The organism is Lysobacter enzymogenes (assembly GCF_023617245.1).
GTDB lineage: Bacteria > Pseudomonadota > Gammaproteobacteria > Xanthomonadales > Xanthomonadaceae > Lysobacter > Lysobacter yananisis.
In genome coordinates this window covers 5,839,589-5,862,463 of record NZ_CP067396.1, presented here as the reverse complement: position 1 = coordinate 5,862,463, position 22,875 = coordinate 5,839,589, and the positions used below count along the sequence as shown (strand labels likewise).

16 protein-coding genes are annotated in these 22,875 nt (G+C 69.2%); 9 read left to right on the top strand and 7 right to left on the bottom strand.

Features of this window, described 5'->3' with window-relative positions:
- Positions 1-51 precede the first annotated feature (51 nt).
- The 3 genes from JHW41_RS24475 to JHW41_RS24465 all read left to right on the top strand — a co-directional run bounded on the left by JHW41_RS24475 (position 52) and on the right by JHW41_RS24465 (position 4,091).
- Positions 52-711, top strand: a complete 660-nt coding sequence (locus JHW41_RS24475; RefSeq protein ID WP_057945872.1) for a ubiquinone biosynthesis accessory factor UbiJ — start codon at positions 52-54, stop codon at positions 709-711.
- 151 nt (positions 712-862) lie between these two features.
- Positions 863-2,554: a ubiquinone biosynthesis regulatory protein kinase UbiB gene (gene ubiB, locus JHW41_RS24470; RefSeq protein WP_057945873.1), complete on the top strand. Its 1,692-nt coding sequence runs from the start codon at positions 863-865 to the stop codon at positions 2,552-2,554.
- Between the two features lie 475 nt (positions 2,555-3,029).
- Entirely contained in the window at positions 3,030-4,091 is a 1,062-nt protein-coding gene (locus tag JHW41_RS24465; RefSeq protein ID WP_250448151.1) for an IS30 family transposase, read from the top strand.
- A gap of 373 nt (positions 4,092-4,464) precedes the next feature.
- Here the strand turns inward: JHW41_RS24465 and JHW41_RS24460 are convergent, their stop codons facing one another.
- The gene (locus tag JHW41_RS24460; RefSeq protein ID WP_250448149.1) at positions 4,465-4,680 is read right to left on the bottom strand and encodes a hypothetical protein; all 216 of its coding nucleotides are present in this window, start codon (positions 4,678-4,680) and stop codon (positions 4,465-4,467) included.
- A 45-nt stretch (positions 4,681-4,725) separates the two neighbouring features.
- Complete coding sequence (locus tag JHW41_RS24455) at positions 4,726-7,539, bottom strand: M16 family metallopeptidase (RefSeq protein ID WP_250448147.1); 2,814 nt, start codon at positions 7,537-7,539, stop codon at positions 4,726-4,728.
- 133 nt (positions 7,540-7,672) lie between these two features.
- On the opposite strand from JHW41_RS24455, the gene JHW41_RS24450 reads away from it, so the two are divergent.
- Complete coding sequence (locus tag JHW41_RS24450) at positions 7,673-8,458, top strand: pseudouridine synthase (RefSeq protein WP_250448146.1); 786 nt, start codon at positions 7,673-7,675, stop codon at positions 8,456-8,458.
- 99 nt (positions 8,459-8,557) lie between these two features.
- Here JHW41_RS24450 and JHW41_RS24445 read toward each other — a convergent pair whose 3' ends face one another.
- A complete protein-coding gene (locus JHW41_RS24445) occupies positions 8,558-9,298 on the bottom strand; it encodes a hypothetical protein (RefSeq protein ID WP_250448144.1) in 741 nt (246 codons plus the stop codon).
- A 232-nt stretch (positions 9,299-9,530) separates the two neighbouring features.
- On the opposite strand from JHW41_RS24445, the gene arfB reads away from it, so the two are divergent.
- On the top strand, positions 9,531-9,935 hold the full coding sequence (gene arfB / locus JHW41_RS24440) for an alternative ribosome rescue aminoacyl-tRNA hydrolase ArfB (RefSeq protein ID WP_057945878.1): 405 nt from the start codon (positions 9,531-9,533) through the stop codon (positions 9,933-9,935).
- Positions 9,936-9,957: 22 nt separating this feature from the next.
- Complete coding sequence (locus tag JHW41_RS24435; RefSeq protein WP_078999963.1) at positions 9,958-10,632, top strand: 1-acyl-sn-glycerol-3-phosphate acyltransferase; 675 nt, start codon at positions 9,958-9,960, stop codon at positions 10,630-10,632.
- 1,052 nt (positions 10,633-11,684) lie between these two features.
- Here the strand turns inward: JHW41_RS24435 and JHW41_RS24430 are convergent.
- Positions 11,685-12,395, bottom strand: a complete 711-nt coding sequence (locus JHW41_RS24430) for a GntR family transcriptional regulator (RefSeq protein ID WP_078997289.1) — start codon at positions 12,393-12,395, stop codon at positions 11,685-11,687.
- Positions 12,396-13,013: 618 nt separating this feature from the next.
- On the opposite strand from JHW41_RS24430, the gene JHW41_RS24425 reads away from it, so the two are divergent.
- Positions 13,014-15,674 (top strand): collagenase, encoded by a 2,661-nt coding sequence (locus JHW41_RS24425; protein WP_250448142.1) that lies wholly within the window; start codon positions 13,014-13,016, stop codon positions 15,672-15,674.
- A 211-nt stretch (positions 15,675-15,885) separates the two neighbouring features.
- Here JHW41_RS24425 and JHW41_RS24420 read toward each other — a convergent pair whose 3' ends face one another.
- On the bottom strand, positions 15,886-16,854 hold the full coding sequence (locus tag JHW41_RS24420; RefSeq protein ID WP_078997291.1) for a LysR family transcriptional regulator: 969 nt from the start codon (positions 16,852-16,854) through the stop codon (positions 15,886-15,888).
- A 132-nt stretch (positions 16,855-16,986) separates the two neighbouring features.
- On the opposite strand from JHW41_RS24420, the gene aceB reads away from it, so the two are divergent.
- Positions 16,987-18,621 (top strand): malate synthase A, encoded by a 1,635-nt coding sequence (gene aceB / locus JHW41_RS24415; RefSeq protein ID WP_425606304.1) that lies wholly within the window; start codon positions 16,987-16,989, stop codon positions 18,619-18,621.
- Between the two features lie 184 nt (positions 18,622-18,805).
- Positions 18,806-20,107: an isocitrate lyase gene (aceA, locus tag JHW41_RS24410; protein WP_057945882.1), complete on the top strand. Its 1,302-nt coding sequence runs from the start codon at positions 18,806-18,808 to the stop codon at positions 20,105-20,107.
- 159 nt (positions 20,108-20,266) lie between these two features.
- Here the strand turns inward: aceA and JHW41_RS24405 are convergent, their stop codons facing one another.
- Together JHW41_RS24405 and JHW41_RS24400 are read right to left on the bottom strand one after the other, a co-directional pair.
- Positions 20,267-20,500, bottom strand: a complete 234-nt coding sequence (locus JHW41_RS24405; protein ID WP_078997294.1) for a hypothetical protein — start codon at positions 20,498-20,500, stop codon at positions 20,267-20,269.
- Positions 20,501-20,722: 222 nt separating this feature from the next.
- Positions 20,723-22,798: a S9 family peptidase gene (locus tag JHW41_RS24400; protein WP_250448140.1), complete on the bottom strand. Its 2,076-nt coding sequence runs from the start codon at positions 22,796-22,798 to the stop codon at positions 20,723-20,725.
- Between the last annotated feature and the right edge of the window lie 77 nt (positions 22,799-22,875).

Below are 22,875 nucleotides of genomic sequence, written 5' to 3'. Positions count from 1 at the left end.
CTTGCACAAAGCGCTAACAGCCGCCCGCGCGAGCCCGGATAGAATGGGCGCATGAACGATTCCGCCTCGCCCCTGGATGCGCTCAAGCCGCTCGCCGGCCGCGCCCTGGAAGCCGCGCTCAACCGCGCGCTCGCGCTCGATCCCGACACCCGCGCCGGCCTGTCCGCGCTCGACGGCCGCAGCATCGCCCTGCACCTGGCCGAGCCGCCGTTGGCCGCGCGCATCCTGGTCGCCGGCGAGCGCCTGGAAGTCGGGCCGGTGCGCAGCAGCGACGAGCCCGATCTGTCGGTGCGCAGCACCCTCGGCGCGATCTTCGCGCAACTGCCGAACCTGCTTGGCGCGGCGCGCAACGAACAGGCCGCGCCGGTCGGCAAGCTGCGCATCGAGGGCGACGCCGACCTGGCCCGGCGCCTGCAGCGGCTGGCCGAGCGTTTCGATCCGGACTGGCAGCAGCCGTTCACCGCGGTGTTCGGCGACATCGTCGGGGTGCAGATCGCCAACGCCGTGGCCGGCGCGCTGCGCCACGCCCGCGACGCCGCCGGCGCCTTCGCCAGCAACGCCGCCGATTACCTCACCGAAGAAAGCCGCGACCTGGTGCCGCGCGCGGAACTCGACGCCTTCCACGACGACGTCGACGCGCTGCGCGACGACGTCGAGCGCGCGGCCGCGCGGGTGGCGCGCCTGCAGTCGCGCGCGGGCGGCCGCGCATGAGCGTCTCGTCGTGGGAGGGCCTTCAGGCCCGATGCTGTTCGGTCAGCGGCGAGGTTTCTTCCACATCTGAAACAAGAGAATCGGGCCTGAAAGCCCTCCCAAAAGAGCGGGCCCTGCAACAAAGGCAGGCCCTGCAGGCGGGGATGCGCGCATGAAATCCGCCGCCCGCGCCTGGCGCATCGGCCGCGTGCTGCTGCGCTACCGTCTCGACGCGCTGCTCGACGACACTCCCGCCGAGCGTTGGCTCAAGCTCGCGCGGCCGTTCGTGCCGCGCGCCTCGGCCGAGGTCGCGGCGATGTCGCGCGGCGCGCGCCTACGCCTGGCGCTGCAGGAGCTCGGCCCGATCTTCGTCAAGTTCGGCCAGATCCTTTCGACCCGCCGCGACCTGGTGCCGCCGGACATCGCCGCCGAACTGACCCTACTGCAGGACCGGGTCAAGCCGTTCGACGGCGAGACCGCGCGGCGCATCGTCGAGAGCGCGCTGGAGCGCAGCATCGACGAGGCCTTCGACCGCTTCGACATCGAACCGCTGGCCTCGGCCTCGATCGCCCAGGTCCACGCCGCGCGCCTGCCCGCGCAGGGCGGCCGGCCCGCGCGCGAGGTCGTGGTCAAGGTGCTGCGCCCGGACATCGAGGGCAAGATCGCCGGCGACATCGCCCTGCTCAACGCGATGGCCGCGCTGGTCGACCGCGCCCATCCCAACGCCGACAAGATCCGTCCGCGCGCGATCGTGGCCGAGATCGAAAGCACGCTCGCCGCCGAACTCGACCTGCAGCGCGAAGGCGCCAACGCCAGCGTGCTGCGCCGGTTCTGGGCCGACAGCGACGACATGTACGTGCCCGAGGTGATCTGGACCCACACCTCCGAGCGCGCGCTGACGCTGGAGCGCGTCTACGGCATTCCCTCCGACGACATCGCCGCGCTCGACGCCGCCGGCATCGACCGTCGCGCGCTCGCCGCCAAGGGCGTGCGGGTGTTCTACACCCAGGTGTTCCGCGACAACTTCTTCCACGCCGACGCCCACGCCGGCAACATCTGGGTCGACAGCGACCCGGCGCGGCGCAGCAACCCGCGCTTCATCGCCCTGGACTTCGGCATCATGGGCCAGTTGTCGGACGAGGATCAGTACTACCTCGCCGAGAACTTCATGGCGATCTTCAACCGCGACTACCGCCGCATCGCCGAACTGCACGTGCAGGCCGGCTGGATGCCGGCGCACATCCGCATCGACGAACTCGAAGCGGCCACGCGCGCGGTGTGCGAGCCGTACTTCACCCGTCCGCTCAGCGAGATCTCGCTGGCCGAGGTGCTGCTCAAGCTGTTCCGCACCGCGCAGCGCTACGAACTGACCCTGCAGCCGCAGCTGATCCTGCTGCAGAAGACCCTGCTCAACATCGAGGGCGTCGGCCGCCTGCTCGACCCCAAGCTCGACATCTGGGCGGTGGCCCGGCCGGTGCTGCAGCGCATCCTGCTCGATCGCTACAGCCCGCAGCGGCTGGCCGGCGAGTTCCGCAAGCGCCTGCCGGAACTGGTGACGCGCGCGCCGGAGATGCCGCGCCTGCTGCACGCCTGGCTGAGCCAGCAGGTGGCCGGGCAGCACGAACTGAAGATGCGTTCGGCCGACATCACCGACCTCAACCACACGATCAAGGACGCGGTGCGGCGCACGGTGTCGGCGATCCTGGGCACCGGGCTGCTGATCGTGGCGGCGGTGCTGTACGGCCTGGAATCGGGCGGGCCGCGGTTCTGGTCGATCCCGGCGTCGTCGTGGATCGCGGGTCTGGGCGGCGTGTGGGCGTTGCTGGCGGCGTGGCCGCGGCGACGGGGTCGTTGGTCCAAGTAGGGCGGCCGCGCAGGGCGCGTGTTGCGGCATTGCCGTGCGCGTCCTGAGTGAGGGCGTCGTATCTGGTTTGGCGGTGCCTGGTCTGCACGATGCGGACTTTCGTCGTGGCTCAATTGTCGCGGTCGCGGCTTGCGCCGCTCCTACAGGGGCTTCGGCTGGTTCGTATCCGATTGCGCGAGCGGCGCGCACGGAGACTGTGGCGCTCACCCGTGTCGAGGATCGCCCGCCGTCATTCCGGCGGAAGCCGGAATCCATTTTGATCTTGCCGTTGCCGTTGCTTGTGCTCGCCCTCGAGCTCGAAGCCGTCGTCCCGCAGCCCCGGAGGGCGTGCGCACGGATGCGCACGCGCGCCAAGGGGCAGGATGCCCCTTATGGCGCGGCCCCGCGCCCCTTTCGAGCCATAGTGGCTCTTGATCCGAAAAAACAAGGCGCTGGTCTCTAACCTCAAGTGCATCACCTCAGTGAGGCACTGTGAATGGGCCAGCAGTATTCACATCTGAGCGCAGAAGAGCGCGGGGCCATCATGGTCTTGATCGCCCAAGGGGCGAGCGGACGGAAAATCGCCCAGACGTTGGGTCGGGCGCAAAGCACCATCGCTCGCGAGTTGCGCCGTAATGGGTTTCGGTCCCATTCGGGGCCGCCGCTGCGCGGACGCCCCCGTTTCGACCCTGGCTACGATGCGACCCGGGCGGGCCGGCGGGCCCAACGGCTGCGTCGGCGGGCGCGGGTGCGCCGCAAGCTGCGACGCGACACCGTGCTGTGGCGACGCGTGCGCTATTGGCTGGAACGGTGCTGGTCGCCGCAACAGATTGCCGACAAACTGCGGGATCTGTACCCGGACCGGCCCTGGCTGCGCGTGTCGCACGAAACGATCTATACCGCGATTTATGCGATGCCGCGCGGCGAATTGCGCCGCCAGGTGACCCGTCTGCTGCGGCAGGGGCGCAAGTCCGGCCGCCGCACGCGTCAGGGAATCGACGCCCGCGGCCATCTGCCGGATCTACCCAACATCCGCCTGCGGCCGCCGGCCGCGCATGAGCGCCTGATGCCGGGGCATTGGGAGGGCGACCTGATCGTGGGCGCGCACAATCGCTCGGCGATTGGGGTATTGGTCTGCCGCCGCACCTTGTACGTCAAGCTGGTCAAGCTCGCCGACGCGACCGCGCACACGGTGCTGGAGGCCTTCAGCTCGGCGTTCGAAGGCGTGCCGGAAAGTTTGAAGAAGACCTTGACCTACGACCAGGGCAAGGAAATGGCATCGCATCGGCAGTTGAGCGAACGCACTGGTTTAGCGATCTACTTCGCCGACCCCCATAGCCCGTGGCAACGTGGAACCTGCGAAAACACCAACGGCTTGTTGCGGCAATACTTTCCCAAGGGCACCGATCTGTCGGTGCATTCTGCGCAGCGCCTCAAAGAGGTGGCGTGGGAAATGAACAACCGCCCCCGTCGTAGCCTGGGCAGGCGCTCGCCCGTCGAGGTGCTCTATGAGGAACTCAAAAACCCGCGGGCGCAGGGTGATGCACTTGGACCTTGACTCCGCCGTTACTTTCTTTGTGGCTTAAGACAAAGAAAGTGACCCGGCCGCTTGCGGACGGAAGCTGTTGATGTTCGCTTGTCGTCACAAGTACGCACACACAAAGACGAACCCCGCCGCGGCACGCCCCCTGTAGGAGCGGCGCAAGCCGCGACCGCGCCACCGTGGCAATTGCAAAAGTTTCGTCGTAGTTGCGTTGTCGCGGTCGCGGCTCGCGCCGCTCCTACAGTCGGATACGCAACCCTACGCCCGTCATTCCGGCGAAAGCCGGAACCCATTTTGATATGTTGCTTTCGCTCTTGTCGATGTGTCGTATGACGACAAGCGACCATCAAGAGCTTTCGTCCGCAAGCGGCCGAGCTACTTTCTTTTGTCAGCGCGACAAAAGAAAGTAGCCAAAGAAAAACGCTTGTTTAAGGTCACAAGCCACTAGGTCCAGCACCCGGCGCGGGGATGCGCCGTAAGGGGCATCCATGCCCCTACGGCGCACGCGCGCATCCATGCGCGCGCCCTCCGGGTCTGCAGGGCTGCGCTGGAATTCAAGGGCGAGCACCAGCAACAGCAACTGCAACAACAACTGCAACTGCACGTGCTTGCGCGACGACGGCAACCGCCGCCGCACAAGCCGGCGAGCTTATTTGCCCGCCGGCGCCTTGGCCTGCGCCGCGAAATCCCCCGACAGGTACACGCTGAAGTCCGCCGGCTTCAGATGCCGCCGGATCGCCGCATTCACCGCGTCCACCGTCAACGCCTTGAACTTCGCATCCAGATCCGCGCTGAACTGCATCGTGCGGTCGAAGAACAGGTTGCGGCCGAGCAGGCCGGCGACGGTGCCGTCCGAGGCGCGCGCCTGTTGGCGCTGGGTCAGCAGGCCGGATACGGCGTCGCGCAGTTCCCCGGCGTCGACGCCGCCGGCGATCAAGCGCGCGAATTCTTCGCGCATCGCCGTCTCGACCTTGTCCAGGTTCTGCGGCGCGGCGATCGCCTGCACGGTCCAGGCGCCGGCGTCGTCGCGGCCGTCGCGGCTGGCGTCGGCGTCCAGGTCGCTGCCCACGCCGTAGCTGAGCCCGTCCTTCTGCCGGATGCGGTCGCTCAAGCGCGACTTCATGCCGCCGCCGCCGAGGATGTAGTTGGCGACCACCAACGCCGGGTAGTCGGCGTCGGTCTCCTTCAGCGACACGTTGGCGCGCGCCAGCAGCACGCCGTTGGCCTTGTCCGGCGCTTCCAGCGCGCGCCGCTCGGGCGCGACCGCGGTGTAGGCGGTGGCGATGGGCGCGTACGCATGGCCCGGTTTCCAGGCCGCGAACAACGCCTGTACCTGGCGCTTCACCGCCTCGGGATCGAAGTCGCCGACCACCGCGATCTCGCCCTCGGCGCTGCCGTAGAACTCGCGATGGAACGCGCGCAAGTCGTCGAGCCTGGCGCTCTTCAGCGCCGCCAGCGATTCGTCCAGGTCGCGGTAACGCAGCGGATGGCCGGCCGGCCACGGGTCGAAGTGCCGGGCCATGGCCTGGCCGGCCAGGGTGCCGGGCTCTTGGCGCGAGGCTTCCACGCCGGTGATCGCCTGGCGCCGGTATTGTTCGAATTCGCCTTCGGGGAAGGCCGGTTCGCGCAGCAACTTCGCCGCCAGCGCCAGCGCGTCGGCGAACTGGTCGCGGCGCGTGGTCAGGCCGATCGATGCCGACTGCAGGCCGCCGCCGACGCGCGCGGCGGTCTTGAGTTCCTGGAAGCGCGCGTCGATCTGTTCGCGGCTGAGCCCGCCGCCGCCGCGCATCAGCATCGCGCCGGCCAGGGTCGCGGCGACTTCGCGGCCGCGCAGCGCGTCGGCGTGGGCGAAGCGGAAGTTGGCCGAGAACGTCACCGTGTTGCCGCGGTTCTTCTTCGGCAGCAGCGCCAGCCGCAGGCCGCGGCCGACGCCGGTGTCGATGACGACCGTCTGGGTGCGCGACTGGATGTTGGCCGGGCTGGGGTCGAACTGTTCGCCGGCTTCGACCGCGGCCTTGCCGACATAGCCCTGCAGCGCGGCGGCCGCGTCAGGCGCCTGCGGCACCTCGACGCGCTCGGGCGCGTCGCTGGGTTCGAACCGGCCCAGGGTGCGGTTGCTCGCGCGCAGGTAAGTGCGCGCGACCCGGTTCACCGCATCGGCGTCGACCTTCTCCAGCGCGTCGCGGCGCTGGAAGTACAGCCGCCAGTCGCCGACCGCGATCGGGTCCGACAGGCCCAGGGCGACGCCGGAGACGTTGGTGTAGGCCAACTCGTAGCCGTTGCGCAGGCGCTGGCGGGCGGCATCGACCTCGGCCGCGGTCACCGGGCGTTGGGCGATGCCTTCCAGTTGCGCCAGCAACGCCTGCTGCGCCTTGGCCGCGTCGCCGCCCTTGGCCAGCGCGACCTGCGCGCCGAACAGGCCGGGATCGCGCAGCGAATCGCTGTCCGAGCCGATGCTCTCGGCCAACCCGGATTCCACCAGCGCCTTGTGCAGGCGCCCGCCGGGCACGTGGCCGAGCACCTCATCGAGCACCTGCAGCGCGGCGGCGTCGGCGTGGGTGGCGGCGGGGGTGTGGTAGGCGGCCATCAACAGGCGCACGTCGCCGACCCGGCGCACCGTCACTTCGCGCTCGCCGTCCTGCGTCGGTTCGCGGGTGTAGAAGACCGGCAGCGGCTGCGTGGGTTTGGCGACGCCGGCGAAGCGGCGCGCGACCGCGTCGAGCGTGCGCTGCGGATCGATGCGGCCGGCGATCACCAAGGTCGCGTTGTCGGGCCGGTACCAGGTGCGGTAATAGCCGCGCAGGCGCTCGATCGGCACGTGCTCGACGTCGCTGCGCGCGCCGATCGTGCTCTGGCCGTAGTGGTGCCACAGATAGGCGGTGGCGCGCACGCGTTCGTACAGGGCGCGGAACGGGCTGTTCTCGCCGGCCTCCATCTCGTTGCGGACCACGGTCATCTCGCTGTCGAGGTCGGCCTTGGCGATGGTCGAGTTGACCATGCGGTCGGCCTCCAGGCCGAGCAGCCAGTCCAGCGTCGCCTCGTCGGCGGGGAAGGAGGCGTAGTAGTTGGTGCGGTCCAGCGCGGTGGTGGCGTTGTAGTCGATGCCGCGCTTGCTCATCTGCGCGGGGATGTCGCGCTGGGTCGCGGTGCCCTTGAACAGCATGTGCTCGAGCAGGTGGGCCATGCCGGTCTCGCCGTAGTTCTCCTGCGCCGAGCCGACCGCGTAGACCAGGTTCACGGTCACTGTCGGCCGGCTGGCGTCGGGGAACAGCAGTACGCGCAGGCCGTTGCCGAGGCGGTACTCGCAAATGCCTTCCACGCAGGGGCCGGCGGTCGCGCCCTGCGGCGGTCGCGCGGCGTCGGCGTAGGCCAGGGCGTGGGCGCCGAGGCCGGCCAGGCCCAGCGCGAGGGCGAGCGGCAGGGCGAGGCGGCGGTGCGGGCGGCGGGACGGTGCGACGGGCATGGACACTCCTGGCGGAAAAGCCGTTCCGGCGCGAACACCGGGGCGGCGAAAAAAGACGGGGCTGCGGCGCCCCCAGGCATAGACGACAATGAGAACAGACCACCCCAGCCGGCGTCCGCCGCGAATGCATCCGATGTTCAGTTCACTCATTCCGCACACCGACGCGACCGCGACCGCCGACGCCGCAACCGCCGGCGGCCTGCCGGTGCTGTACGCCGACCAGGCCCTGGCCATCATCGACAAGCCGGCGGGGCTGATGGTTCACGACAGCGCGCTGGCGCGCGGCGAGACCGACTTCGCCGCCGACCGCCTGCGCGAGCAGTTCGGCCGGCCGATCTTCCTGGTCCATCGTCTGGACCGCGCCACCAGCGGCTGCCTGCTGCTGGCCTTCGACCGCGACACCGCCTCGGCTCTGGGCAAGGTGCTGATGTCGCGCGAAGTGGAAAAGGATTATCTGGCGGTGTGCCGCGGCTGGCCGGCGGACGATGCGTTCGAGGTCGACCACGATCTCGACGGCGGCCCCGGCAAGCCGCTGAAGAAGCCGGCGCAGACCCGCTTCGCGGTGCTGGCGCGGACCGAACTGGCGATCGCGTCCGCGGGCTTCGACACCTCGCGCTACGCGCTGCTGCGGGCGCAGCCGCTGACCGGGCGGTTCCGCCAGATCCGCCGCCATCTCAAGCACCTCTCGCATCACCTGATCGGCGACACCAGCCACGGCGACGGCCGCCACAACCGCAGTTTCCGCATGCTCGGCATCCACCGCATGCTGTTGCACGCGCAGCGGCTGGCGTTCGTGCATCCGCACAGCGGCGAGCGGATCGAGGCGGTGGCGCCGGCGGACGCGGAATTCGCCAAGGCGCTGGCGTTGTTCGAGGGCGGCGAGGGGGCATGGCGCCGGGACCAAAGCCATCGGGCCTGAAGGCCCTCCCACGAGTTCGCGGCCATGGCGGCGAACTCGTGGGAGGGCCTTCAGGCCCGATGCTTTCCGCTCAGCCGCCGCGACTTATCGCCGCGGCGCTCAGGGCCGGCGGCCCTGCTGCTGTTGGTAGTAGTACGGATTGCCCTGGACCTGCACCCGCGGCCCGATCGAGCGCTGGATCGCGGCGTTGGTGATGTCCTGCAGCAACGCGCCGCCGAGCGAACGCCCGGTCGAGGACTGCGGCTGCGGGTAACCGCCGCGGTTCTGGCCTGGACCCTGCATGCCGTCCGGGTACGCCTGCTGGTAGAGCCGGTCGTAGTCGTTCTGCGCCTGCGGCGCGCGCTGGTACTGCTGCTGCGGGTACTGCGCCTGCGCTTGCGGATATCGCTGCACGCCGCCGCCGCGGCGCCGTTCCGCCATCACCTGCTCGAGCACGTAGCGGCCTTCCGGGGTTTGCTGCATCTGCTGGATCGTGCGCTCGTCGAGCTCCTGCTCGCCGGGCTGGCCGTAGCGCGGGTCGGGCTGCGGCATGCGGTCCAGGGCGTTCTGCATCTGGTTCAGGGCCTGGGTCTGGACCTGGTCGAACTGGCCGAGGATGCGCTGGTCGGTGGCGTTGGCCGAGCGGCCGACCAGGCTTTCGGCGACCGACTGCGCCGACTGGCGCATCTGCCGCTGGAACACCGGATTGTTGACCCGGCTGTTGACGTTGGCCGGGTCGTAGCGCTGATCGACCTGGGCGCCGGCGACGGGCGCGGCGGCGGCCAGCACCGCCAGGGCGAACAAACGCACGGCCGGCGCGGCGAAGCGGCGCGGGGCGAACGGACGGGATGGGCGCTTCATGCGGGGTCCTCCTTGGATCGCATCGAGGGGGTCGCACACATCGGGTGTGGATCGCCATGGTCCCCCCGCGGCGCCGGCCGAGTCAACGACGCGGGCAGGGCCCGGGGACGAGATGGCGCCATCGCGCCGGCAACGTCGCCCAATCCGCGCGCAGCGCCGGGCGACGGACGCTGTCGACGGCCTGTCATGGACGAACGGCCGACGCCGACTACAATCGCCAGGGGAGGAACCCATGACCATCACCATTCCCGAGACGGAACTGGTCGAACGCTTCGTGCGCTCGACCGGTCCGGGCGGGCAGAACGTCAACAAGGTCGCCACCGCGGTGGAATTGCGCTTCGACGTCGCCCAGTCGCCGTCGTTGCCCGAGGCCGTGCGCGAGCGCCTGCTGGCCAAGCGCGACCGGCGGGTGACCAACGACGGCGTGCTGGTGATCAGCGCCCAGCGCTTCCGCACCCAGGAACGCAACCGCGAGGACGCGCGCGAGCGCCTGGCCGCGTTCGTCGACAGCGGCCTGCGCGCGCCCAAGCCGCGCGTGGCCACCAAGCCCAGCCGCGCCGCCAAGGAGCGCCGTCTCGGCGCCAAGCGCGACCGCAGCCAGACCAAGCGCGCGCGCTCGCAGCGCGAGTGGGATTGACCCGCGAGCCCACGGAGACTGCATGTCAGCCGAACCCGACACCCACACCGACGGCACGCCGCACGGCGCGTCCAAACTCCAGCATCCGCCGGGCGCGCCCGACGGCTCGGTGGTGCTGCCGTTGCCGCCCAACGTGCCGCGGGTCAAGCCGAGCCGGCTGGCGCGCTGGCTCGGCCGCGCGATCCTGCGCCTGGGCGGCTGGCGCATGGTCGGCCAGTTCCCCGACATCCCGCGCGCGGTGCTGATCGGCATCCCGCACTCGTCCAACTGGGACGGGGTGTGGGCGTTCGCGGCCAAGGCGGCGATGGGCCTGAACGTCAACATCATCGCCAAGGAATCGCTGTTCAAGGTGCCGGTGGTGGGCTTCATGCTGCGCCGCTTCGGGGTGATCCCGATCAACCGCAACGCCGCCCACGGGGTGATCGACCAGGCGGTGGCGATGATCAAGGGCGCGGAGAAGTTCTGGCTCGGCATCGCGCCGGAAGGCACGCGCAAGCGGGTGGAGAAGTGGAAGGCGGGGTTCTGGAAAATCGCCAAGAACGCCGATGTGCCGGTGGTGCTGGCGTATTTCCATTATCCCGACAAGGTCATCGGGATCGGGCCGGCGTTCCATCTGGGCGAGGACATGGACGCGGACATGCTTCGGATTCGTGAGTATTGCCGGCCGTTCATTGGGAAGAATCGCGGGACGGTGTGAGGGGGCTTGCCGCTTTGGGGGCGGCGAAGTTGCGTGCCCGATTGTAGGAGCGGCGAGAGGCGCGACCGTGGCCATTGCTTTCGCTTTCGCTGTTGCTCTCGGCTTGGACGCAACCTCGCACGAGGCCGCAGTTCCGCAGCCCCGAAGGGCGCGCGCATGGATGCGCGCGCGCGCCATGGGACAGGATGTCCCTTATGGCGCGGCCCCGCGCCGGGTGCTGGACTTAGTGTCTTTTGACCTTAAACAAGCGTTTTTCTTTGGCTACTTTCTTTTGTCGCGCTGACAAAAGAAAGTAGCTCGGCCGCTTGCGGACGAAAGCTTTTGATGGTGGCTTGTCGTCGCACGACACATCGATAAGAACGCAAGCAACACATCAAAATGGATTCCGGCTTTCGCCGGAATGACGGGCGTGGGGTTGCGTATCCGACTGTAGGAGCGGCGCGAGCCGCGACCGAGGCAACGCAACTACGCCGAAGCTTTCGCAATCGTCACGATAGCGCGGTCGCGGCTTGCGCCGCTCCTACAGGGGGCATTCCGCGGAGGGTTTGCCTTTGCGTGTGCGTACGGGTGACGACAAGCGAACATCCAGAGCTTCCGTCCGCAAGCGGCCGGGTCACTTTCTTTGTCTGAAGCCACAAAGAAAGTAACCAAAGAAAAGGCCTTGTTTTTTCGGATCAAGAGCCACTATGGCTCGACAGGGGCGCGGGGCCGCGCCATAAGGGGCATCCATGCCCCATGGCGCGCGTGCGCATCCATGCGCACGCCCTCCGGGGCTGCGGAACATGGGCTTCGTGCGAGGTTGCGTCCAAGCCAAGAGCAAAGCGCAGCAACGGCAATGGCAACGGCAACGGCAAGATCAAAATGGATTCCGGCTTTCGCCGGAATGACGGACAGGGAGAGGACGTCCCCACCTGCCGTCATTCCGGCGAAAGCCGGAATCCATTTTGACTTTGTCGCGCTTGCGCGTTCGCGGGCCTGTCGCGTTCTCTGGTCCGCTTAAGCCAGTTCGCTCAAGCCAACGCACTCAAGTCGATTCGCTCAAGCCCGTCCGCTCAGGCCGGTTCGCGGCGGCGGCGTGGGGCGCGGCGGAAATCGGGGAGCATCGGGCCGGTCTGCGGGATCTGTTCGAGTTGCGCGCGCAGGTCGTGCAAGGTGCTCAGGATGTGGGTCGACAGCAGTTGGTCGACCCGGGCGGCGTCGCGCTGCAGCCAGGACTGCAGGATGCCCAGGTGTTCGTTGGCCGCGCGCGCTTCGCGTCCGGCCGGTTCCAGGTGCTTGCGCACGTAGCGCTCGGCCAGCACTTGCAGGCGCTCGACCAGTTGCGCGGTGATCTGGCGCCCGCCAGGGGTCACCAGGGCCAGGTGGAAGGCGCGGTTGCAGCGCACGCTGGCATTGGGGTCGGCGTGGTCGGAGCGCTCCCAGGCCTCGAACGCGGCGCGCGCGGCCTCCTGGCCGGCCTCGCAGGCGACCAGGCAGGCCTGGGCGGCGGCTTCGGGCTCGATCTTCAGGCGCAGCGCGAACACTTCCTCGGCCTCGGTCGAGCTCAGCGGCGGCACGAAAAAGCCGCGGTTCGGGTGCGAGGACAGCAGGCCCTGTTCCTCCAGCCGGCTCAGGGCCTCGCGCAGCGGGATCTTGCTGATGCCCAGTTCCTCGGCCAGCAGCTCCTGGCGGATCGGCGCCAACGGCGGGATCTGGGTCGACAGGATCCGTTCGCGTACCACTTCGAAGGCTTGGTCGGACAGCGAACGGGGCAGGATGCTCATGCGGCCAGTCTATCCAAGGGCTGCGTGCGAAATGTGGCAGGGATCGCGTCTGCGCAGCGAGTGCGGGCGGGACGCTTAGTACTTTAGTGGGATGGGCTTCGCAGAAGCGCGGTCCATGGGTCATGCGTACGTCCGACACATTGCCGATGAACGGCAACGAAGGCATGCCGAGCCACGAACGCAGTCACGGAATCGCCACAGATTCCACACATATCGTATACGGTATACCGATCAGCAGCCATTGAAACCGTGCGCATCGCCGCACGCAGGCCGCGGCCGATCGGGGCGCCCGCAACCGTCAGGGGCGGCCGTCGTCGAAGCAGCGCATGCCGGGTTCGGCCTTGGGTCGGCCGTGCCGGCGTGGGCCGGCGCGACGCGGCCGGGCGGCCGGGACAGCAATCGAGCAGCGCAGACGGGCCGGCCGCGGCGACGCGGCCGCCACGGGACTGCGCGTCCCGCGCGGCGGCCGCCCGCGCCCGTTTTCCGGAATCGCCGCCCACCGCATCGCCGTTGTGTACCGCCGTCGTCCGATTCGTCCCCGGCCGCCGCGCGAGCCCCGCTCGCCGGCCCGCGCCCTGCGCGACCGCCGTGGCCGTCCTTCCTTCGAGGAGATTCGCGATGTCCTTCGTGTTCCGTCCGGGCCCGCTGCGGGCCCTTCTGGCCGGCACGGCCGCGCTGGCGGTATTCGCCAGCTTCGCCCTGCCGTCCGCGCTGCAATCCCCGCCCGACCATCCTCCCGCCGCATCGGTTGCGCCGCGCCTGGCTATGGCGGGCGCCGCGTCCGCCGCCGCGTCCGCATCCCGGCCCGGTTCGGACCGCGCGGCGTCGTTCGCGGCGTCGCGCGTCGCCGCCGGCGGCACGCGCAAGCAACCGGCCACCGAGCGGCAGTTGTTCGGCGAACATCGCCAGCCGCGTTCGCTGGCGCCGGCGCAACGCGCGCCGCAGCAACCGCTGTTGCCCGAACGCGCCGACAGCGCCTACGACGGCGCGGCGCTGCGCCGCGATCCGCTCAAGCGTCCCTCGCTGCTGGCCGCCGCGCGTTCGGCCAAGGCCGCCGCCTGCGATCCGGCCAGCTTCGGCGCGCTCAGCGGCGCGGCATTGGCCTCGGCGGTGCGCGCGGCGGCGCCGGACTGCATCAACCAACTGTTCGGCCTCAGCGGCAGCCAGGCTTATGCGACCTTCCGCGAGGCGCAGATGGTCAGCGTCGCCGACGCCTTCGCCGCCTCGGCGCGCGCCTACGACGGCACCAACAACGCCGGCACCCTGCAATTGGTGCTGTTCCTGCGCGCCGGCTACTACGTGCAGTACTACGACAGCGCGGTCGGCAGCTACGGCGCGAACCTGCGCAACGCGATCCGTCCGGCGCTGGACGCGTTCGCCGCCAACGCCAACTTCGGCCGCGTCGACGACGCCCACGGCGAGATCCTCGCCGAGTACGTCACCTTGATCGACAGCGCCACCGAGAACGCGCGCTACCTGTACGTGGTCAAACGCCTGCTCGACGCCTACGACAGCCGCTTCGACGCGTTCTACTGGATGAAGGTCGCGGTCAACAACGCCTACACGGTGACCTTCCGCGGACACCAGGACGCGGCCTTCCGCGCCTTGGTGCAGTCCGACACTTCCATCGTCGACACGCTGTACAACTTCGCCAACCGCAACTTCGCCCTGCTCGGCGGCGATCGCGCTTACCTGGTGTCCAACGCCGGGCGCGAGATGGCGCGCTTCCTGCAGTACGACGGCGCGCTCAAGACCCTGGCGCGTTCGCGCGCCAAGGCGTTGATCGATCGCAGCGCGATCACCGGCGCGACCGCGCGGCTGTGGGTCGGCATCGGCGAGATGGCGCAGTACTACGACGCCGGCAACTGCGCCTACTACGGCCAGTGCGATTTCGCGGCGCGGCTGGAAGCGGCGGCGCTGCCGATCCGCCACACCTGCAGCGCTACGTTGACCCTGCGCGCGCAGCAGATGAGCGCCTCGGAACTCGCCGGCGCCTGCGCCACCGTCGCCGGCCAGGAAGCCTACTTCCATCGCGAACTCGCCACCGGCGGCGTGCCGGTGGCCGGCGACAACAACGCCAGCCTGGAAATGGCGGTGTTCGACAGCAGCGACGATTACGGCATCTACGCCGGCGCGATCTTCGGCATCGACACCAACAACGGCGGCATGTACCTGGAAGGCGATCCGTCGGCGCCGGGCAACCAGGCGCGCTTCATCGCCTACGAGGCCGAATGGCTGCGCCCGAACTTCGAGATCTGGAACCTGACCCACGAGTACGTCCACTACCTCGACGGCCGCTTCAACATGTGGGGCGACTTCCAGGCGGCGATGCGGCAGAAGACCGTGTGGTGGGTGGAAGGCTTCGCCGAGTACCTGTCCTACCAGTATCGCGAGGTCGCCAACGACGGCGCCATCGCCGAGGCCGCGCGCGGCACCTATGCGCTGAGCACGGTCTACGCCAACGACTACGACAGCGGCACCAACCGGGTCTATCGCTGGGGCTACCTGGCGGTGCGCTTCATGTTCGAACAGCGGCGCACGCAGGTGAACGCGATCCTGGCCAAGTTCCGTCCGGGCGACTACACCGGGTACGCGACCTACATGGCCGGCATCGGCCAGAGCAACGACGCCGCGTTCAAGGCCTGGCTGCCGTGCGTGGCCGACCCGGCCGGCAGCGGTTGCGGCGGCACCCCGAACCAGCCGCCGACGGCGAACTTCAGCGTCGCCGCGAGCGGACTGAGCGTGAACTTCAGCGACACCTCCAGCGACAGCGACGGCCGCATCGTCGCGCGCAGCTGGAACTTCGGCGATGGCACCGGCTCGACCGCGGCGAACCCGAGCAAGACTTACGCGGCCGGCGGCAGCTACACGGTGAGCCTGACCGTCACCGACGACCGCGGCGCGACCGCGACGGCGACGCGCTCGATCACGGTCAGCGAACCCGGCCTGCCCGAGTGCAGCGGCAGCGACGCTCGTACGCTCGGACGCAATTGTTCGCGCAGCAATGCGGCGGCCACGGTGGGCAACTACGCCTACTTCTATCTGTACCTGCCGGCCGGCGTTAGCCAACTGCGTATCGACACCGCCGGCGGCAGCGGCAACGCGGATCTGTACGTGAGCGCCGGCAACTGGCCCTCGCGCGATTCGTATCAGTACCGCTCGGCCAAGGCCGGCAATGCGGAATCGGTGACGATCGCCAATCCGCCGGCGGGGTATGTGTATGTGGCCGTGCATGCGGCGAGCGCGTTCTCGGGCGTCAAGGTGAGCGCGCGGTACTGACGGGACTGCGGGCGTTCGCCCTCACCCCAACCCCTCTCCCGCACGCGGGAGAGGGGCTTTTGCAGGCCGCGTAGCGACGAGGGCTCCCTGTAGGAGCGACGCCCCAAAGGGATTTCCTTCGGTCACGAGTCGCGACTGCGACACCGCGCTTGCGACGCGAGCTTGCGACCCCGCGGTCGCGACTCGCGTCGCTCCTACAGGAAGCATCCAATCAGCGATCGGATTGGCCGGTCGCGTAGTAATCCCCACGCTCGAACAACGCCGGCTGGATCAGCTCGGTGAACGCCCGCGCTTGCGGCGACAGGTACTTGCCCTTGCGCACCACCACGCCGTAGCTGCGCGACGGGAAGTAATCGGCCAGCGAACGCGCCGACAACCGTGCGCGGTCGGCCTCGGTCAGGCAGATCGCGGTGACGATGCTGATCCCCAGGCCCATCGCCACGTATTGCTTGATCACCTCCCAGCCGCCGACTTCCAGCGCCACGGTGTACGGCACGCGGTTCTGCTGGAACACCAGATCGACCATGCGGTAAGTGGTCAGGCGCTGCGGCGGCAGGATCAGGCCGTACGGGCTCAAGTCCTGCAGGGTCAGGGTTTCGAGCTGGGCCAGCGGATGGTCGCGCGGCGCGATCAGCATCGGTTCGAAGCGGTAGACCGGGGCGTAGCTGAGGTCGCCGGGCACGTCGAGCATCGAGCCCACCGCCAGGTCGACGCCGTCGGAGCGCAGCAGGTCCAGGCCGCCGGCGCCGGTGACGTTGTGCAGGGTCAGCCGCACCTCCGGATGCGCGGCGCGGAAGGCTTCGACGATCTTCGGCAGCAGGTAGAGGATGGTCGAGCTGCCCGCGGCGACGTTGAGCTCGCCCGCGTCGAGGCCGCGGATGCGCTCGCGGAACACGCCCTCCAGCCCGTCCAGGCCCTCGACCAGGGGGCGGGCCAGTTCGTACAGCGCCTCGCCCTCGCGGGTAAGGGCCAGGCGGCGGCCGCTGCGCTCGAGCAGGCGCACGCCCATTTCGCGTTCCAGCGCCTGCAACTGCAGGGTCACCGCCGGCTGACTGAGGTAGAGCGCCTCAGCCGCTCGTGAGACCGAGCCCAGGCGCGCGGTCTGGCAGAACGCGCGCAGCGGCTTGAGCTTGTCGCTTTTGTAGGCAAATCGCGGACTTAGCGAACGCGTCGAAGTCACGTGAATTCCATATATAAGCTAAGCAAATGATATGCATTGAAAAAACTTGATTGTCAAATACAACACGCCGCCGCATGGTCTGGTCCAGGGACTCGCTCGCTGGGAGCGGTCCTCCCCCACAGGAGTCGCACCATGTCGGCAGTCATGACGCAGTGGCAGGAACCCCATCCCGGGCAACGCGGGCCGGGCGAAGGCATCGAGCTCAGCGGCCGCGCCGCCGGCCAGGAGCAGGTGCTGACCCCGGCCGCCCTCGAGTTCCTGGCCGACCTGCACCGCCGTTTCGAACCCGCCCGCCAGGCACGGCTGGCCGCGCGCCGCGAGCGCCAGGCCTTCTTCGACGCCGGCGGCGTGCCCGGCTTCCGCGCCGACACCGCCGCGATCCGCGCCGGCAACTGGCGGGTCGCCCCGCTGCCGACCGCGCTGCTCGACCGCCGGGTCGAGATCACCGGCCCGGTCGATCCGAAGATGGTCATCAACGCGCTGAACTCCGGGGCCAAGGTCTACATGGCCGACTTCGAGGACAGCACCGCGCCGACCTGGGCCAACCTCATCGCCGGCCAGCGCGCGCTCGCCGCCGCCGTCGCCGGCACCCTGGAATTCGCCGCGCCCGACACCGGCAAGCGCTACGCGCTCAAGCCGTTCGAAGACCAGGCCGTGCTGATGGTGCGCCCGCGCGGCTGGCACCTCGACGAGAAGCACCTGCGCGTCGACGGCGCGCCGGTCTCCGGCGGCCTGTTCGACCTGGGCCTGTTCGCCTTCCACAACGCCGCCGCGCTCGCCGCCAAGGACCGCGGCCCGTACTTCTACCTGCCCAAGCTGCAGTCGATGGAAGAGGCGCAGCTGTGGAACGACGCACTCGACCACATCGAGCGCGAGCTGGAGCTGGAGCCGGGCTCGATCAAGGTCACCGTGCTGATCGAGACCTTGCCGGCGGTGTTCGAGATGGACGAGATCCTGCACGCGCTGCGCACGCGCATCGCCGGCTTGAACTGCGGCCGCTGGGACTACGTGTTCTCCTACCTCAAGACCTTCCGCGCGCACCGCGACAAGCTGCTGCCCGAGCGCGGCCAGGTCACCATGACCCAGCCGTTCCTGCGCGCCTACTCGGAACTGCTGATCCAGACCTGCCACAAGCGCGGCGCGCACGCGATGGGCGGCATGGCCGCGCAGATTCCGATCAACGGCGACGAGGCCGCCAACGAAGCCGCGCTGGCCAAGGTGCGCGCGGACAAGCTGCGCGAAGTCACCGCCGGCCACGACGGCACCTGGGTCGCGCATCCGGCGCTGATCCCGCTGGCGATGCGGATCTTCGACGAACGCATGCCGACCCCGCACCAGCAGCACGTGCTGCGCGAGGACGTGCTGATCATCGCCGAGGATCTGATCAAGCCGTCGTTCGGCACGATCACCCGCGCCGGGTTCGAGGGCAACGTCGAAGTCTGCGTGCGCTACCTCGCCGCGTGGCTCGACGGCAGCGGCTGCGTGCCGATCCATTGGCTGATGGAAGACGCCGCCACCGCCGAAATCGCCCGCACCCAACTGTGGCAGTGGCTGCACGCGCCGTCGCTGTTCCTCGACGATGGCACCCCGGTCGACTTCGCCCTGCTCGAACGCGCGCTGATCGGCCTGCCGAGCAAGTTCGCCGACCGCGCCGCGCTGCCGGGCGGGGCCAAGCTCGACGAGGCCATCGCGATGCTCGACGAACTGACCCATGCGCCGACGCTGGCGGAGTTTTTGACTCTGCCGGCCTACGAACGCATCGACTAGCTACCTGTAGGAGCGGCGTCCCAAAGGGATTTCCTTCGGTCACGAGCCGCGACCGCGAAACCACGCTTGCGACGCGAGTGCGCAACCCCGTGGTCGCGACTCGCGTCGCTCCTACAGTCGGACCTCCAGCACCCGCCTCACCCATACCCACGTCGCTACGACCCACACGCAAGGAATCGATGTCATGAGCCACACGCTGCCGACCGCCGACCAACTGCGCCACGAATGGGCCACCGACCCGCGTTGGGCCGGCATCACCCGCCCGTACTCGGCCGAAGACGTGGTGCGCCTGCGCGGCACCGTGCCGGTCGAACACTCCATCGCCAAGCTCGGCGCCGCCAAGCTGTGGAACTCGCTGCACACCGAGGACTTCGTCAACGCGCTCGGCGCGCTGACCGGCAACCAGGCCATGCAGCAGGTCAAGGCGGGGCTCAAGGCGATCTACCTGTCGGGCTGGCAGGTGGCGGCGGATGCCAACATCGCCGGCGAGATGTACCCCGACCAGTCGCTGTACCCGGCCAATTCGGTGCCGCAGGTCGTGCGTCGGATCAACAACACCCTACTGCGCGCCGATCAGATCCAGTGCGCGGAAGGTACCGGCGACATCGACTTCCTGCAGCCGATCGTCGCCGACGCCGAAGCCGGTTTCGGCGGCGTGCTCAACGCCTTCGAACTGATGAAGGGCATGATCGAAGCCGGCGCCTCGGGCGTGCATTTCGAAGATCAGCTGGCCTCGGTCAAGAAGTGCGGCCACATGGGCGGCAAGGTGCTGGTGCCGACCCGCGAAGCGGTCGAGAAGCTGGTCGCCGCGCGCCTGGCCGCGGATGTGATGGGCGTGCCGACGCTAATCGTCGCGCGCACCGACGCCGAAGCCGCCGACCTGCTGACCGCCGACATCGACCCGAACGATCAGCCGTTCACCACCGGCGAACGCACCAACGAAGGGTTCTACAAGACCCGCAACGGCCTGGATCAGGCGATCAGCCGCGGCCTGGCGTACGCGCCGTACGCCGACCTGGTGTGGTGCGAGACCGGCAAGCCGGATCTGGAGTTCGCGCGCAAGTTCGCCGAAGCGATCCACGCCCAGTTCCCGGGCAAGCTGCTGGCCTACAACTGCTCGCCGAGCTTCAACTGGAAGAAGAACCTGGACGACGCCACCATCGCCAAGTTCCAGAAGGAAATCGCGACTTACGGCTACAAGTTCCAGTTCATCACCCTGGCCGGTTTCCACAGCCTCAACTACGGCATGTTCAACCTCGCCCACGGCTACGCGCGCCGGCAGATGAGCGCGTTCGTGGAGCTGCAGGAAGCCGAGTTCGCCGCGGCCGAGAAGGGCTTCACCGCGGTCAAGCACCAGCGCGAGGTCGGCACCGGCTACTTCGACGCGGTGACCCAGACCATCCAGGGCGGCCAGTCCTCGACGGTGGCGCTGAAGGGCTCGACCGAGGAAGAGCAGTTCCACGAGTCGAAGAAGGCGGCGGCCTGAGCCGCCCGACGCTCGCCGAGGCAGCGGACGAACCCAGCGCGTAAGCGAAGCGGATAAGCCAAGGCAACAAGACGAAGGGCTCCGCGAGGAGCCCTTCGTCGTTCGTTGCCGTCGCGGTCGCGGTCGCGGTCGCGGCGCGAACGCGCCGGCCGCCGGCGATCAGGCCTGGTAGGCGTCGATCAAGCTCAGCTGGCCGAGGGTCTGGTGATTCACGATCAGGGCGCAACGGCCGCGTTGCACGAATTCGTACACGCCGCCGTTCTCGGACTGATAGATGCAGTGCCAGTACAGCGGCGCGATCGCGTTCGCGGCCCGGCTCGGGCCGTCGGCCGCCGCGGCGATGCCCGACAGGCCCAGGGTCAGCGCCAGCGCGGCGCAGGTCGATAGTTTCATGGCGAATTCCTTCTCCGGTTCGACGCCGGACCGACTGTCCGGCCTGCCCGACAGTAGAGAAAGAACCGCGCCGGCACGATGTCCGGGCGCACAGGCGGGCGCTTGCCTGCTTCGTTCTGCACGCCAGGTCGCAGTTGGCGGTCGCACCGGGGCCGATCCGGACGGACCGGCGCCGTGTCCGGCGCCGGCCCGTCGGCGGCCGCTTGCGCGCGAGCGGGCGGCTTACTTCTTGACTTGCTGGGTGTGCGTCTTCAGCGCCTCGCTGAGTCCCTTGACCCCGTCCGCGCCGGCCGGCACCGAGATGCTCGAACCCTTGAAGTCGCCGCCGATCGGCTGCGCGCGTCCGCCCAGGCACTGCGCCAGGAAGCCTTCGGCGACCGCGTTGAACGCCATCGAGTTCTCCGGCCGGGCGAAGCCGTGGCCTTCGTCGGGGAACAGCACGTAGGTGACCGGGATGTTCTTCTTGCGCATCGCCTCGACGATCTGGTCGCTCTCGGCCTGGTTGACGCGCGGGTCGTTGGCGCCCTGGCCGATCAGCAGCGGCTTGGAAATCTGGTCCACGCGCGCGATCGGCGAGCGTTCGGCCAGTTGCTTGCGCCCGGCTTCGGTGCGCGGGTCGCCCATGCGCCGGGCGAACTGTTCGAAGATGCTGGCCCAGTACGGCGGGATGGTCTTGAGCAGGGTTTCCAGGTTGGACGGGCCGACGATGTCGACGCCGCACTTGAACGTGTCGGGGGTGAAGGTCAGGCCGACCAGGGTGGCGTAGCCGCCGTAGCTGCCGCCCATGATCGCCACGTCTTCCTTCTTGCTGACGCCTTGCTTGACCGCCCAGTCGACCGCGTCGATCAGGTCGTCGTGCATCTTGCCGGCCCATTCGCCGTCGCCGGCGTTGATGAAGTTCTTGCCGAAGCCGGTGGAGCCGCGGTAGTTGACCCGCAGCGTCGCGTAGCCGCGGTTGGCCAGCCACTGCGAGCCGGCGTTGTAGCCGTAGTAGTCGCGCGCCCACGGTCCGCCGTGCACCAGCAGCACCAGCGGCACCGGCTTGTCGGGCTTGCCGTCGCCGTCGGCGTCGGCGCTCTTGGGCAGGGTGAGGTAGCTGACCAGGGTCTTGCCGTCGCGCGAGGGGATCTCGACCGGCCACATCGGCACCAGCGGCTGGCCGTCCAGCGCCGGGCGGGTGGAGAACAGCCGGGTCAGTTCGGGCGCGGCGCCGCCGCGGCGATACAGATAGGTGGTGCCGGGTTCCTCGGCGGCGCCGTAGTTCACCACCCAGGTCTTGTCGTCGAGGCTGCGCGAGGCGACCGAGACTTCGCCGGCGCCGAGCTTGTCCTGCAGCCACCGCAGGTCCTTGCCGATGGCCGGGTCGAGCGGTTTCCACTGCTGGCGCAGGTAATAGACCGAGGCCGCCTGGACCCGGTCGCTGGCCGGGTCGGTCAGGCGCGCGCCGACGTCGGCGCGGGCGTCTTCGAGCAGCAGCGATTTCTTGCCGGCCGCGTCGATGGCGTACAGCGCGGCGGTGTCGCGGCCGCGCGAGTCGGTCAGGTATAGCAGCTGGCCGTCGTCGCTGTAGCCCTCGTACTCGGTGGTCTGGCTGTCCTCGAACGGGACCGTGTCGACCACCTTCCAGCCGCCCTTGCCGTCGCTGGCGAGCAGCTCGCTGCCGCCGTCCTCGCGCGAGCGGGTGGCGCGGCCGACCTTGAGGTCGCCGTCGGCGAGGTAACCGGCGAGGCGGTCGTTGTTCTGCAGCGCGAGCTTGCGCTGGCCGCTGCCGAGGTCGACCTCGTACAGGTCGTGCCACTTCGGGTCGCGGTCGTTCATGCCGACCAGGATGCGGTCGGGATGGCGATGGGCGAGGCGGACCAGCGAGGCGCGGGTCTTGGGATACGGGGTGAGGTCGCGCGCCGCGCCGGGTTGGGCGACATCGACCGAATACAGGTGGAAGTTCTCGTCGCCGCCGCTGTCGCGCAGGTACAGCAGGGTGCCGCTGCGGTAGCTCCAGGCGTAGCTGCGGATGCCGCGCGCGGCGTCGTCGGTGACCGCGCGCGCCTTGGCCGGTTCGCCGGCCGGCGCCACCCACACGTTCATGACCCCGTTCACCGGCGCCAGCCAGCTCAGGTAGCGGCCGTCGGGGCTGATCTGCGCGCCGCTGCGTTCGGGATTGCCGAACAGCGCCGAGCGCGGGATCAGTTCGCCGTCGGCGGAGGCGGCGCTCGCGGCGAAGGCGGGCGCGGCCAGCGCCAGCGACAGGCCCAGGGCGAGGCCGGTACGCGACGCGAGCGAGGGCGGATGGATGGGCATGGCGGTTCTCCGTTTCCGTGACAGTCGAGGGTTGAATATGAACAGCGCGCGGCCGGCGGCGCAGTGCCGAAGGCCAT

Bases quoted from the DNA above. Each gene is read 5' to 3' on its own strand.
- JHW41_RS24430 (WP_078997289.1), bottom strand. From the start codon at position 12,395: ATGAGCATCCTGCCCCGTTCGCTGTCCGACCAAGCCTTCGAAGTGGTA.
- JHW41_RS24475 (WP_057945872.1), top strand. From the start codon at position 52: ATGAACGATTCCGCCTCGCCCCTGGATGCGCTCAAGCCGCTCGCCGGC.
- arfB (WP_057945878.1), top strand. From the start codon at position 9,531: ATGACCATCACCATTCCCGAGACGGAACTGGTCGAACGCTTCGTGCGC.
- aceA (WP_057945882.1), top strand. From the start codon at position 18,806: ATGAGCCACACGCTGCCGACCGCCGACCAACTGCGCCACGAATGGGCC.
- aceB (WP_425606304.1), top strand. From the start codon at position 16,987: ATGTCGGCAGTCATGACGCAGTGGCAGGAACCCCATCCCGGGCAACGC.
- ubiB (WP_057945873.1), top strand. From the start codon at position 863: ATGAAATCCGCCGCCCGCGCCTGGCGCATCGGCCGCGTGCTGCTGCGC.
- JHW41_RS24435 (WP_078999963.1), top strand. From the start codon at position 9,958: ATGTCAGCCGAACCCGACACCCACACCGACGGCACGCCGCACGGCGCG.
- JHW41_RS24465 (WP_250448151.1), top strand. From the start codon at position 3,030: ATGGGCCAGCAGTATTCACATCTGAGCGCAGAAGAGCGCGGGGCCATC.
- JHW41_RS24405 (WP_078997294.1), bottom strand. From the start codon at position 20,500: ATGAAACTATCGACCTGCGCCGCGCTGGCGCTGACCCTGGGCCTGTCG.
- JHW41_RS24425 (WP_250448142.1), top strand. From the start codon at position 13,014: ATGTCCTTCGTGTTCCGTCCGGGCCCGCTGCGGGCCCTTCTGGCCGGC.
- JHW41_RS24445 (WP_250448144.1), bottom strand. From the start codon at position 9,298: ATGAAGCGCCCATCCCGTCCGTTCGCCCCGCGCCGCTTCGCCGCGCCG.
- JHW41_RS24400 (WP_250448140.1), bottom strand. From the start codon at position 22,798: ATGCCCATCCATCCGCCCTCGCTCGCGTCGCGTACCGGCCTCGCCCTG.
- JHW41_RS24450 (WP_250448146.1), top strand. From the start codon at position 7,673: ATGTTCAGTTCACTCATTCCGCACACCGACGCGACCGCGACCGCCGAC.
- JHW41_RS24455 (WP_250448147.1), bottom strand. From the start codon at position 7,539: ATGCCCGTCGCACCGTCCCGCCGCCCGCACCGCCGCCTCGCCCTGCCG.